Genomic DNA, 12,632 nt, shown 5'->3' on the forward strand with positions numbered 1-12,632 from the left:
AAAAAAATAGAAAAAAACGGCTCTTCAGGTGTTAAAAGTCATAGGGAATAGTGTGGTTAAATGTCGTTACATTTCACTAGTGTCTTACGGTTTTGCATCATAACTATAACGTAGCGTTTTTTGTTAAAAGCGAAACAAGTCAGCTATGAAAATATCAGCCTGCTAAAAATAGATTCAAAGAATCACCGTTCGTGTTAATTTTTTATTATAAATGTCAATGGGTGGTTTTTTTGTTGTTATTCGCTATTTTTAAAACAGTAACGAATTTTAGGCTTAAATATCAAAAAGTTGAAATGGCATCATTTGCCAAGTAAATAAATAGTGTCGGGGCGAATATGCTTAATATGTGATCTGGTGCACGCTTTGCAGCCAGTATTTACGCGGCTTTTGCAGTTTTGCATGATCGTTCACTGTTTGCATAAAAGTGATAAATGTGGGGTAGCGAAAAATATTTAAACATTTATTCACTTTTTAGCTACTTATTGTTTGAAATCGAGAAGCCGCACCGTATAATTTGACCGCTTTTTGATGCTTGACTCTAAGCCATAAAGAACGTTTTATACGACACGCGGCATACCTCGAAGGGAGCAGGAGTAAAAACGTGATGTCTATGTCGCTCTTGAGTCGAAACGTTGCTCGTAAGCTTTTGCTCACACAGTTTCTGGCGGTAACAGCAAGTGGACTGCTGTTTAGCCTCAAAGACCCTTTCTGGGGCATCTCCGCGTTGTGCGGTGGATTGGCAGTGTTACTGCCTAATGTGTTGTTTATGATATTTGCCTGGCGTCACCAGGCGCATACACCAGCTAAAGGTCGAGTAGCCTGGACGTTCGCTTTTGGCGAAGCCTTCAAGGTGTTAGCGATGCTGGTTTTGCTGGTGGTGGCGTTGGCTGTTTTGAAAGCGGTATTCATGCCGCTGATCGTTACGTGGGTTTTGGTGCTGGTGGTTCAGATACTGGCGCCGGCTGTAATTAACAACAAAGGGTAAAGGCATCATGGCTTCAGAAAATATGACGCCGCAGGATTACATAGGACACCATCTGAATAACCTTCAGTTGGACCTACGTACATTCTCGCTGGTGGATCCGCACAACCCCCCAGCCACCTTCTGGACGCTCAATATTGACTCCATTTTCTTCTCGGTGGTTCTGGGTCTGTTGTTCCTGCTTATGTTCCGTAGCGTGGCCAAAAAGGCGACCAGCGGCGTACCAGGTAAATTTCAGACCGCGATTGAGCTGGTAATCGGCTTTGTGAATGGTAGCGTGAAAGACATGTACCATGGCAAAAGCAAGCTGATTGCTCCGCTGGCCCTGACGATTTTCGTCTGGGTATTCCTGATGAACTTTATGGATTTACTGCCTATCGACCTGCTGCCGTACATCGGTGAGCATATCTTTGGCCTGCCGGCTCTGCGTGTGGTTCCGTCTGCTGACGTGAACATCACCCTGTCGATGGCGCTGGGCGTATTTATCCTCATTCTGTTCTACAGCATCAAAATGAAAGGCATCGGTGGCTTCGCGAAAGAGTTGACGCTGCAGCCGTTCAATCACTGGGCGTTCATCCCTATCAACTTAATCCTTGAAGGGGTAAGCCTGCTGTCCAAACCAATCTCACTTGGTCTGCGACTGTTCGGTAACATGTACGCTGGTGAGCTGATTTTCATTCTGATTGCTGGTCTGTTGCCGTGGTGGTCACAGTGGATCCTGAATGTGCCGTGGGCCATTTTCCACATACTGATTATCACGCTGCAAGCCTTCATATTTATGGTTCTGACGATTGTCTATCTGTCGATGGCATCTGAAGAGCATTAATTTACCAACACTACTACGTTTTAACTGAAACAAACTGGAGACTGTCATGGAAAACCTGAATATGGATCTGCTGTACATTGCTGCCGCTGTGATGATGGGTCTGGCGGCAATCGGTGCTGCGATCGGTATCGGCATCCTCGGGGGTAAATTCCTGGAAGGCGCAGCGCGTCAACCGGATCTGATTCCTCTGCTGCGTACTCAGTTCTTTATCGTTATGGGTCTGGTGGATGCAATCCCAATGATCGCTGTAGGTCTGGGTCTGTACGTGATGTTTGCTGTCGCGTAGTAAGCGTTGCTTGAATTAAGAGCAATATCAGAACGTTAACTAGATAGAGGCATTGTGCTGTGAATCTTAACGCAACAATCCTCGGCCAGGCCATCGCGTTTGTCCTGTTCGTTCTGTTCTGCATGAAGTACGTATGGCCGCCGTTAATGGCTGCCATCGAAAAACGTCAAAAAGAAATTGCTGACGGCCTTGCTTCTGCAGAACGAGCACATAAGGATCTTGACCTTGCAAAGGCCAGCGCGACCGACCAGCTGAAAAAAGCGAAGGCGGAAGCTCAGGTAATCATCGAGCAGGCGAACAAACGCCGCGCTCAGATCCTGGACGAAGCTAAAACTGAAGCAGAGCAGGAACGTACTAAAATCGTGGCACAGGCGCAGGCGGAAATTGACGCCGAGCGTAAACGTGCTCGCGAAGAGCTGCGTAAGCAAGTTGCTATCCTGGCTGTTGCTGGCGCCGAGAAGATCATCGAACGTTCCGTGGATGAAGCTGCTAATAGCGACATCGTGGACAAACTTGTCGCTGAACTGTAAGGAGGGAGGGGCTGATGTCTGAATTTATTACGGTAGCTCGCCCCTACGCCAAAGCAGCTTTTGACTTTGCCGTTGAGCACCAAAGCGTTGACCGTTGGCAGGATATGCTGACGTTTGCCGCTGAGGTGACAAAAAACGAACAAATGGCAGAGCTTCTTTCTGGCGCGCTGGCGCCGGAAACGCTCGCTGAGTCGTTTATCGCCGTGTGCGGTGAGCAGTTGGACGAAAGCGGCCAAAACCTGATTAAGGTAATGGCTGAAAATAACCGTCTGAATGCGCTCCCGGATGTTCTTGAGCAGTTTATTCACCTGCGTGCAGCCAGTGAGGCTATCTCTGAGGTAGAAGTCACTTCTGCCAATGCACTGAGTGATGAACAGCTTACGAAGATTAGTGCAGCGATGGAAAAACGTCTGTCACGCAAAGTTAAGCTGAATTGCAAAATCGATAAGTCTGTAATGGCAGGCGTAATCATCCGAGCGGGTGATATGGTCATTGACGGCAGCGTACGCGGCCGTCTTGAGCGCCTTGCAGACGTCTTGCAGTCTTAAGGGGACTGGAGCATGCAACTGAATTCCACCGAAATCAGCGAACTGATCAAGCAGCGCATTGCTCAGTTCAATGTTGTGAGCGAAGCTCACAACGAAGGTACTATTGTTTCTGTAAGTGACGGTGTTATCCGCATTCACGGCCTGGCCGATTGTATGCAGGGTGAGATGATTTCCCTGCCGGGTAACCGTTACGCTATCGCACTGAACCTGGAGCGCGACTCCGTAGGTGCAGTTGTGATGGGTCCATACGCTGACCTCGCCGAAGGCATGAAGGTTAAGTGTACGGGTCGTATTCTGGAAGTTCCGGTTGGCCGTGGTCTGCTGGGTCGTGTGGTGAACACTCTGGGTTCCCCGATTGACGGTAAAGGTCCGGTTGATAACGATGGCTTCTCGCCAATCGAAGTTATCGCACCTGGCGTAATCGAACGTCAGTCCGTCGACCAGCCAGTACAGACCGGTTATAAATCTGTTGATGCCATGATCCCAATCGGTCGTGGCCAGCGTGAGCTGATCATCGGTGACCGTCAGACGGGTAAAACCGCAATGGCAATCGATGCCATCATCAACCAACGTGACTCCGGCATTAAATGTGTGTACGTGGCTATCGGCCAGAAAGCGTCCACCATTTCTAACGTGGTGCGTAAACTGGAAGAACACGGCGCACTGTCCAACACCATCGTTGTTGTGGCGACCGCGTCTGAATCCGCTGCACTGCAATACCTGGCACCATATGCCGGTTGCGCAATGGGCGAATACTTCCGTGACCGCGGCGAAGATGCGCTGATCGTTTACGATGACCTGTCTAAACAGGCTGTGGCTTACCGTCAGGTTTCCCTGCTGCTCCGTCGTCCGCCAGGACGTGAAGCATTCCCGGGCGACGTATTTTACCTCCACTCCCGTCTGCTGGAACGCGCATCCCGCGTTAACGCGGAATACGTTGAGAAGTTCACCAATGGTGAAGTTAAGGGTAAAACCGGCTCCCTGACCGCTCTGCCGATTATCGAAACCCAGGCGGGTGACGTTTCTGCGTTCGTTCCGACCAACGTAATTTCCATTACCGATGGTCAGATCTTCCTGGAAACTAACCTGTTTAACTCCGGTATTCGTCCGGCAGTTAACCCGGGTATTTCCGTATCTCGTGTAGGTGGCGCAGCGCAGACCAAGATCATCAAGAAACTGTCCGGTGGTATTCGTACCGCACTGGCGCAGTATCGTGAACTGGCAGCGTTTTCTCAGTTCGCTTCCGACCTGGATGAAGCTACGCGTAAGCAGCTGAGCCACGGTCAGAAAGTAACTGAACTGCTGAAGCAGAAACAGTATGCCCCAATGTCTGTTGCACAGCAGGGTGTGGTGCTGTTCGCGGCTGAACGCGGTTACCTCGAAGATGTGGAACTGGCGAAAATCGGTAGCTTCGAAGCCGCTCTGCTGGCTTATGTTGACCGTGACCACGCTCCGCTGATGCAAGAGATCAACCAGTCCGGTGGCTATAACGATGAAATCGAAGGCAAGCTGAAAGCTATCCTCGATTCCTTCAAGGCAACCCAGTCCTGGTAACGTCTGGCGGTCTGCTTTAGGGCGGACCGCAAGGCATTGAGGAGAAGCTCATGGCCGGCGCAAAAGAGATACGTAGTAAGATCGCAAGCGTCCAGAACACGCAGAAGATCACTAAAGCGATGGAGATGGTCGCCGCTTCCAAAATGCGTAAATCGCAGGATCGCATGGCGGCCAGCCGTCCTTATGCAGAGACCATGCGCAAAGTGATTGGTCACCTTGCGAATGGTAATCTGGAATATAAGCACCCTTACCTGGAAGAACGCGACGTTAAACGCGTGGGCTACCTGGTGGTGTCGACCGACCGTGGTCTGTGCGGTGGCTTGAACATTAACCTGTTCAAAAAGCTGCTGGCGGATATGAAAACATGGTCCGATAAAGGCGTTCAGTGCGATATCGCAATGATCGGCTCTAAGGGCGTGTCTTTCTTTAATTCCGTTGGCGGTAATGTGATTGCTCAGGTAACCGGTATGGGAGATAACCCTTCCCTGTCGGAACTGATCGGTCCGGTTAAAGTGATGCTGCAGGCCTACGATGAAGGTCGCCTGGACAGACTGTACGTTGTCAGCAACAAATTTATTAACACCATGTCTCAGACGCCAACCATCACGCAGCTGCTGCCTCTGCCGGCATCAGATGATGATGAGTTGAAGCGTAAATCCTGGGATTACCTGTATGAGCCAGACCCGAAAGCGCTGCTGGATACCCTGCTGCGTCGTTATGTCGAGTCTCAGGTTTATCAGGGCGTGGTAGAAAACCTGGCCAGCGAGCAGGCCGCACGTATGGTGGCGATGAAAGCCGCGACCGACAATGGCGGCAGCCTGATTAAAGAGCTGCAGTTGGTATACAACAAAGCTCGTCAGGCCAGCATTACTCAGGAACTCACCGAAATCGTCGGTGGTGCATCCGCGGTATAACCAGGTTAATTCGTAGAGGATTCAAGATGGCTACTGGAAAAATTGTCCAGGTAATCGGCGCCGTGGTTGACGTCGAATTCCCTCAGGATGCCGTACCGCGCGTGTACGATGCTCTTGAGGTTATGAATGGTAAAGAGAGCCTGGTGCTGGAAGTTCAGCAGCAGCTCGGCGGCGGTATCGTGCGTACCATCGCTATGGGTTCTTCCGACGGTCTGCGTCGTGGTCTGGAAGTTAAAGACCTCGAGCACCCGATCGAAGTCCCGGTAGGTAAAGCAACTCTGGGTCGTATCATGAACGTCCTGGGGCATCCGATCGACATGAAAGGCGATATCGGTGAAGAAGAGCGTTGGGCTATCCACCGCGCGGCACCTTCCTACGAAGAGCTGTCAAGCTCTCAGGAACTGCTGGAAACTGGTATCAAAGTTATCGACCTGATGTGTCCGTTCGCTAAGGGCGGTAAAGTTGGTCTGTTCGGTGGTGCGGGTGTAGGTAAAACCGTAAACATGATGGAGCTGATCCGTAACATCGCGATCGAACACTCCGGTTACTCTGTGTTTGCGGGCGTAGGTGAACGTACTCGTGAGGGTAACGACTTCTACCACGAAATGACCGACTCCAACGTTCTGGATAAAGTATCTCTGGTATATGGCCAGATGAACGAGCCGCCGGGAAACCGTCTGCGTGTTGCGCTGACCGGTCTGACCATGGCTGAGAAGTTCCGTGACGAAGGTCGTGACGTTCTGCTGTTCGTTGATAACATCTATCGTTATACCCTGGCCGGTACAGAAGTATCTGCACTGCTGGGTCGTATGCCATCAGCGGTAGGCTACCAGCCGACCCTGGCGGAAGAGATGGGTGTTCTGCAGGAACGTATCACCTCCACCAAAACCGGTTCTATCACCTCCGTTCAGGCGGTATACGTACCAGCGGATGACTTGACTGACCCATCCCCAGCAACCACCTTTGCTCACTTGGATGCAACCGTGGTACTGAGCCGTCAGATCGCATCTCTGGGTATCTACCCGGCAGTTGACCCGCTGGATTCCACCAGCCGTCAGCTGGATCCGCTGGTTGTTGGTCAGGAACACTACGACACCGCGCGTGGCGTACAGTCCCTGCTGCAGCGTTATCAGGAACTGAAAGACATTATCGCCATCCTGGGTATGGATGAACTGTCTGAAGAAGATAAACTGGTGGTAGCACGTGCGCGTAAAATTCAGCGCTTCCTGTCCCAGCCGTTCTTCGTTGCGGAAGTATTCACCGGTTCTCCGGGCAAATACGTTTCCCTGAAAGACACCATCCGTGGCTTTAAAGGCATCATGGAAGGCGAATACGACCACCTGCCAGAGCAGGCGTTCTACATGGTTGGTTCTATCGACGAAGCCGTGGAAAAAGCCAAAAAACTTTAACGCCTTAATCGGAGGGTGATATGGCAATGACTTACCACCTGGACGTCGTCAGCGCAGAGCAACAAATGTTCTCTGGTCTGGTCGAAAAAATCCAGGTAACGGGTAGTGAAGGTGAACTGGGTATTTTCCCGGGTCACGCACCGCTGCTCACCGCCATTAAGCCTGGTATGATCCGCATCGTTAAACAGTTCGGTCATGAAGAGTTTATCTACCTGTCCGGCGGCATTCTCGAAGTGCAGCCAGGCAGCGTGACCGTTCTGGCTGATACCGCGATTCGCGGACAGGATCTCGATGAAGCGAGAGCCCTGGAAGCGAAGCGTAAGGCTGAAGAGCACATCAAGAGCTCTCATGGTGACGTGGATTACGCTCAGGCATCTGCGGAACTGGCCAAAGCGATCGCGAAACTGCGCGTTATCGAGTTGACCAAAAAAGCGATGTAACACCGGCTTGAAAGCACAAAGGCCAGTCTGGTTTCCAGGCTGGCTTTTTTTTTGGTTTTGTTGCAAGAACATTTAAATTAAAAGCTGTTTTGTGATTTAGATCATAAAAACATTGATTGGCTAAAAAATGCGGCGTAGACTCTTTTTTATGTGATATATGTCACAAAATGAACTCAGATAAAAAGAGATGCCAACATGAAATTACTCAATAAAATCATCGCCATGTTCAGCAATATGAGCTTTTAGCCTTTACCTGCATGTCCTGTGGCGCGATGCTTGATACGGTTTATCAGCCAGCGCCCCTTGTTGTAATAAATCCCCTCCCCCTACTCCTCTGCCTCAAATGTTTATTTTTGCTTACGCATTTTCGGTTTATCACTGAATCACAAAAATAAAATCGGATCTTGCATTCGTAACTCTTTATTCATGCGGTAAAAAAATAGCAAAAACATTAACCTAAGGCTTTAATAAGAGCAGGTCCCAGGTTTTTTGAAGACAAAAGGCACTGATATAGACGAAAATGGTGAGTTATCAGATGGGGAATTTCCCCGATTGAACGTTTTATCTTCGGTCCATTTTACGCTGAAAAAAATGTAGTATTTTCAATGTGAAACGGTATAAATTCGTTCTCAAATTACAGTCAGGACGTGTATGTTGAACAATGCTATGAGCGTCGTGATCCTTGCCGCAGGCAAAGGCACGCGTATGTATTCCGATCTCCCTAAAGTGCTGCATACCCTCGCAGGAAAACCGATGGTTCAGCATGTCATTGATGCAGCTAATGAATTAGGTGCGACTCACGTACATCTGGTCTACGGGCACGGTGGTGATTTGCTCAAGCAAACGCTGAAGGATGGCAACCTGAACTGGGTTCTGCAGGCGGAGCAGTTGGGTACCGGCCATGCGATGCAGCAGGCGGCGCCATTCTTTGGTGATGACGAAGACATTTTAATGCTCTATGGCGATGTGCCGCTGATTTCCACCGAAACGTTACGTCACCTGCGTGAAGCGAAACCGCAGGGCGGCATTGGCTTGCTAACGGTAAAACTCGATGACCCAACCGGCTATGGGCGAATTACCCGCGATAACGGCAACGTCACGGGTATCGTCGAGCATAAAGATGCCACCGACGAGCAACGTCAAATCCAGGAAATAAACACTGGTATCCTGATTGCCAACGGTGCTGACATGAAGCGCTGGCTGTCCAGACTGACCAATAATAATGCTCAGGGTGAATATTACATCACCGATATCATTGCGATGGCGTATCAGGAAGGACGTGAAATTGCTGCAGTACATCCAGCACGCATTAGCGAAACAGAAGGGGTGAATAACCGTCTTCAGCTATCCCGTCTGGAACGTGTTTATCAGTCCGAGCAGGCAGAAAAACTGCTGCTGGCGGGCGTGATGCTGCGCGATCCGGCACGTTTTGATCTTCGCGGTACGCTTATTCACGGGCGAGATGTTGAAATTGATACTAACGTTATCATTGAAGGTAACGTAACCGTTGGGGATCGCGTCAAGATTGGCGCTGGCTGCATCATCAAAAACAGCGTTATTGGTGAGGGTTGCGAGCTTAGCCCATACAGTGTGGTGGAAGATGCCCATCTGGAAGCTGCTTGCACCATCGGTCCATTCGCGCGTCTGCGCCCAGGTGCTGAGCTGCAGGAAGGCGCACACGTGGGTAACTTCGTTGAAATGAAAAAAGCGCGTCTGGGTAAAGGCTCCAAAGCCGGTCATCTGACCTACCTGGGCGATGCGGAAATTGGCGATAACGTGAACATCGGTGCAGGGACGATCACCTGCAACTACGATGGTGCTAATAAATTTAAAACCATTATTGGTGATGATGTGTTTGTGGGTTCGGATACTCAGTTGGTAGCGCCTGTCACTGTGGGTAAAGGTGCGACCATTGCCGCCGGGACCACTGTTACGCGTAATGTCGCCGATAACGAACTGGTATTAAGCCGTGTACCGCAGGTCCATAAACAGGGCTGGCAGCGTCCGGTGAAGAAGAAGTAATTTAGTTTTTTGCCGAATGGCATACGTGTTTATTCGGCAGATAAGGGACGAGGAGATAAACATATATCTCCCGCCCACTAGTAATACCTATAAAAATAACCCCACTCTCTACAAGGCTCGGGGCGCCCGGAAAGGGCAAATACAGGTCAGCGACAACGACAGGCATAATGCCTAAATTCGGAATCAAAAAATATGTGTGGAATTGTTGGCGCTATCGCGCAGCGTGATGTAGCTGAAATCCTTCTCGAAGGTTTACGTCGTCTGGAATATCGTGGTTATGACTCTGCTGGTCTGGCCGTCGTCGATGCTGAAGGTAACATGACTCGTCTGCGTCGTCTGGGTAAAGTGCAGATGCTGACTGCTGCTGCGGAAGAACATCCGCTGCATGGTGGTACAGGTATCGCTCATACCCGTTGGGCAACACACGGTGAACCTTCAGAAGCGAACGCGCATCCCCATGTTTCTGAACACATTGTTGTGGTGCATAACGGCATCATTGAAAACCATGAGCCGCTGCGTGAACTGCTGAAAACCCGTGGCTATACCTTTGTTTCTGAAACCGACACCGAAGTGATTGCTCACCTGGTGCACTGGGAGTTGGAACAGGGTGGAACGCTGCGTGAAGCCGTGCTGCGTACTATTCCGCAGCTGCGCGGTGCCTACGGCACAGTGATCATGGATACCCGTAACCCAGAAACTCTGCTGGCGGCCCGTTCTGGTAGCCCGCTGGTCATTGGTCTGGGCATGGGTGAGAACTTTATCGCTTCCGACCAGCTGGCGCTGCTGCCGGTAACCCGTCGCTTTATCTTCCTGGAAGAGGGCGACATCGCGGAAGTGACCCGTCGTTCTGTCTCTATTTTCGACAAGTCTGGCGCAGAAGTGAAACGTCAGGATATCGAATCGAATCTGCAGTATGACGCGGGCGAAAAAGGTATTTATCGCCACTACATGCAGAAAGAGATCTACGAACAGCCGAACGCGATTAAAAATACGCTGACCGGGCGCATTAGCCACGGTGAAGTGGATTTAAGCGAGCTGGGCTCGCGTGCCAACGAGCTGCTGTCTCAGGTTGAACATATCCAGATTATCGCCTGCGGTACGTCGTACAACTCCGGTATGGTGTCCCGCTACTGGTTTGAATCGCTGGCGGGTATTCCTTGTGATGTCGAAATCGCTTCCGAATTCCGCTATCGTAAATCTGCTGTGCGTCGTAACAGCCTGATGATTACCCTTTCTCAGTCCGGTGAAACGGCGGATACCCTGGCGGGCCTGCGCTTATCTAAAGAGCTGGGCTATCTGGGATCGCTGGCTATCTGTAACGTTCCGGGCTCCTCTCTGGTGCGTGAATCTGACCTGGCGATGATGACCAATGCCGGTACCGAAATCGGTGTGGCCTCCACGAAGGCATTTACCACCCAGCTGACTGTTCTGCTGATGCTGGTGGCGAAACTGTCTCGTCTGAAAGGCCTGGATGCGTCTATTGAGCAGGAGATCGTTCACGGTCTGCAGGCGCTGCCGAGTCGTATTGAGCAGATGCTGTCTCAGGACAAGCGCATTGCTGCTCTGGCGGAAGGTTTCTCTGACAAACACCATGCGCTGTTCCTTGGCCGTGGCGATCAGTACCCCATCGCGCTGGAAGGCGCGCTGAAGCTGAAAGAGATCTCGTATATTCACGCTGAAGCATATGCCGCAGGCGAACTGAAGCACGGTCCGCTGGCGCTGATTGATGCTGATATGCCGGTTATCGTGGTCGCACCGAACAACGAACTGTTGGAAAAACTGAAATCTAACATTGAAGAAGTTCGCGCGCGTGGCGGTCAGCTGTACGTCTTTGCCGATCAGGATGCAGGCTTTACCAGCAGCGAAAACATGCACATCATTGAGATGCCGCATGTGGAAGAGGTGATTGCACCCATCTTCTACACAGTTCCGCTGCAACTGCTGGCGTATCACGTGGCGCTGATTAAAGGCACCGACGTGGATCAGCCGCGTAACCTGGCGAAATCAGTTACTGTAGAGTAATGCTTTGAGCCAACATAAGCCACCGGGATTCCGGTGGCTTTTTTTATGTCTGCATACAAAACACTATGTTTTGGTTGTTATTATAAATAACTACTTTTTTGTATTTTATTTGTTTTTTTTATACCTGTTTGTTTATTTGTGTTTTTAATTGATATAAAAAGTTGTTGTTAATTTTTTATTAATTTACTTTATGAATTATCATTGTGTTTTATGTAAATTAAATCTGAAAATCACATGAAAACAAGTGTCTGTTTTGAATTGATTATATATCTCGTGCTAATATTATAAAAGTAAGTATTGTTTTTTTGTATTTATTTTATTTTGTTTATATTTAAAGTTGTTTAATTAATATTGATTTAATTGCTTATTGTGACAAGTTGAGTATTATTGCTGCCGTAGGGATAGCGTGTTTCATTATTTTAAATGGAACGCAAATATATAATATTATTGGTAGTGTCATAATGAAACTTAATTCAATTTCTCGCGTATTAATTTTATCCTTTAGCCTGTCTGCTGGTTATGCTATTGCAAATGATGGGAATGTTCACTTCACTGGCGAAGTTATCGACAGCACCTGCGAAGTGACGACGGAGACAGCAAATCAAACTGTCAAACTCGGGAAAGTTAATAAAACCGCATTTACCGGCGTCGGCAGCACGGCTGCGCCAGCTAATTTCCATATTGATCTGGATAAATGTCCGGCAACTTATACCAAGGCTGCCGTTCGCTTTGATGCCGTTGATACAAACGGTACATTTAAAGGCAATGCCGATGGCGACGTAACGGTAGGGTTCCCCGTGGAATCGACAGCGCCGGGCGATTTTACGGGAACAGGTACCGCAGCGGCGGCAACCGGCGTGGCGATTCGTCTTTATAACAGCAGCGATAACTCCCATCTCAAAATTGGCGACGATTCTACCCCTGTGACTATTTCTTCAGGGAAGGCCTCTATGCCATTTATCGCGCGTTATATTGCAACTTCTGCGACTGTAACGCCGGGTACCGCGAACGCCGATACGCAGTTCACCGTTATTTACACCAAGTAATAGACAATCATGAAATGAATGACGCTCATGTTGATAAAAATTATGAACAGTGG

Annotated in this window: 12 protein-coding genes; all 12 read left to right on the forward strand. The window is 49.6% G+C overall.

The window, feature by feature from the left end:
* Positions 1 to 604: 604 nt before the first annotated feature.
* A complete protein-coding gene (gene atpI / locus NMD08_RS25595; RefSeq protein ID WP_151217181.1) occupies positions 605 to 985 on the forward strand; it encodes a F0F1 ATP synthase subunit I in 381 nt (126 codons plus the stop codon).
* Positions 986 to 992: 7 nt separating this feature from the next.
* On the forward strand, positions 993 to 1,808 hold the full coding sequence (atpB, locus tag NMD08_RS25600) for a F0F1 ATP synthase subunit A (RefSeq protein ID WP_151217179.1): 816 nt from the start codon (positions 993 to 995) through the stop codon (positions 1,806 to 1,808).
* A 46-nt stretch (positions 1,809 to 1,854) separates the two neighbouring features.
* Positions 1,855 to 2,094 (forward strand): F0F1 ATP synthase subunit C, encoded by a 240-nt coding sequence (atpE, locus tag NMD08_RS25605; protein ID WP_003023794.1) that lies wholly within the window; start codon positions 1,855 to 1,857, stop codon positions 2,092 to 2,094.
* Between the two features lie 59 nt (positions 2,095 to 2,153).
* Entirely contained in the window at positions 2,154 to 2,624 is a 471-nt protein-coding gene (gene atpF, locus NMD08_RS25610) for a F0F1 ATP synthase subunit B (protein ID WP_003827022.1), read from the forward strand.
* A 14-nt stretch (positions 2,625 to 2,638) separates the two neighbouring features.
* The gene (atpH, locus tag NMD08_RS25615; RefSeq protein ID WP_151217177.1) at positions 2,639 to 3,172 is read left to right on the forward strand and encodes a F0F1 ATP synthase subunit delta; all 534 of its coding nucleotides are present in this window, start codon (positions 2,639 to 2,641) and stop codon (positions 3,170 to 3,172) included.
* A gap of 12 nt (positions 3,173 to 3,184) precedes the next feature.
* A complete protein-coding gene (gene atpA, locus NMD08_RS25620; protein WP_003023802.1) occupies positions 3,185 to 4,726 on the forward strand; it encodes a F0F1 ATP synthase subunit alpha in 1,542 nt (513 codons plus the stop codon).
* Positions 4,727 to 4,776: 50 nt separating this feature from the next.
* Positions 4,777 to 5,640, forward strand: coding sequence for a F0F1 ATP synthase subunit gamma (atpG, locus tag NMD08_RS25625; protein WP_003023804.1), 864 nt, complete (start codon positions 4,777 to 4,779; stop codon positions 5,638 to 5,640).
* Between the two features lie 26 nt (positions 5,641 to 5,666).
* Positions 5,667 to 7,049, forward strand: coding sequence for a F0F1 ATP synthase subunit beta (atpD, locus tag NMD08_RS25630; RefSeq protein WP_003023806.1), 1,383 nt, complete (start codon positions 5,667 to 5,669; stop codon positions 7,047 to 7,049).
* A 20-nt stretch (positions 7,050 to 7,069) separates the two neighbouring features.
* Positions 7,070 to 7,489 (forward strand): F0F1 ATP synthase subunit epsilon, encoded by a 420-nt coding sequence (locus NMD08_RS25635; RefSeq protein WP_003023809.1) that lies wholly within the window; start codon positions 7,070 to 7,072, stop codon positions 7,487 to 7,489.
* Between the two features lie 651 nt (positions 7,490 to 8,140).
* A complete protein-coding gene (gene glmU / locus NMD08_RS25640; RefSeq protein ID WP_151224047.1) occupies positions 8,141 to 9,511 on the forward strand; it encodes a bifunctional UDP-N-acetylglucosamine diphosphorylase/glucosamine-1-phosphate N-acetyltransferase GlmU in 1,371 nt (456 codons plus the stop codon).
* 192 nt (positions 9,512 to 9,703) lie between these two features.
* Positions 9,704 to 11,533: a glutamine--fructose-6-phosphate transaminase (isomerizing) gene (gene glmS, locus NMD08_RS25645; protein ID WP_003023813.1), complete on the forward strand. Its 1,830-nt coding sequence runs from the start codon at positions 9,704 to 9,706 to the stop codon at positions 11,531 to 11,533.
* 461 nt (positions 11,534 to 11,994) lie between these two features.
* Complete coding sequence (locus NMD08_RS25650; protein ID WP_151224055.1) at positions 11,995 to 12,579, forward strand: chaperone-usher fimbrial major subunit; 585 nt, start codon at positions 11,995 to 11,997, stop codon at positions 12,577 to 12,579.
* Positions 12,580 to 12,632: the final 53 nt, after the last annotated feature.

The organism is Citrobacter meridianamericanus, from assembly GCF_041320245.1.
In the GTDB taxonomy this organism is placed as follows: Bacteria; Pseudomonadota; Gammaproteobacteria; order Enterobacterales; family Enterobacteriaceae; genus Citrobacter; species Citrobacter meridianamericanus.

Bases quoted from the DNA above. Each gene is read 5' to 3' on its own strand.
- atpI (WP_151217181.1), top strand. From the start codon at position 605: ATGTCTATGTCGCTCTTGAGTCGAAACGTTGCTCGTAAGCTTTTGCTC.
- atpB (WP_151217179.1), top strand. From the start codon at position 993: ATGGCTTCAGAAAATATGACGCCGCAGGATTACATAGGACACCATCTG.
- atpE (WP_003023794.1), top strand. From the start codon at position 1,855: ATGGAAAACCTGAATATGGATCTGCTGTACATTGCTGCCGCTGTGATG.
- atpH (WP_151217177.1), top strand. From the start codon at position 2,639: ATGTCTGAATTTATTACGGTAGCTCGCCCCTACGCCAAAGCAGCTTTT.
- atpA (WP_003023802.1), top strand. From the start codon at position 3,185: ATGCAACTGAATTCCACCGAAATCAGCGAACTGATCAAGCAGCGCATT.
- atpG (WP_003023804.1), top strand. From the start codon at position 4,777: ATGGCCGGCGCAAAAGAGATACGTAGTAAGATCGCAAGCGTCCAGAAC.
- atpD (WP_003023806.1), top strand. From the start codon at position 5,667: ATGGCTACTGGAAAAATTGTCCAGGTAATCGGCGCCGTGGTTGACGTC.
- NMD08_RS25635 (WP_003023809.1), top strand. From the start codon at position 7,070: ATGGCAATGACTTACCACCTGGACGTCGTCAGCGCAGAGCAACAAATG.
- glmU (WP_151224047.1), top strand. From the start codon at position 8,141: ATGTTGAACAATGCTATGAGCGTCGTGATCCTTGCCGCAGGCAAAGGC.
- glmS (WP_003023813.1), top strand. From the start codon at position 9,704: ATGTGTGGAATTGTTGGCGCTATCGCGCAGCGTGATGTAGCTGAAATC.
- NMD08_RS25650 (WP_151224055.1), top strand. From the start codon at position 11,995: ATGAAACTTAATTCAATTTCTCGCGTATTAATTTTATCCTTTAGCCTG.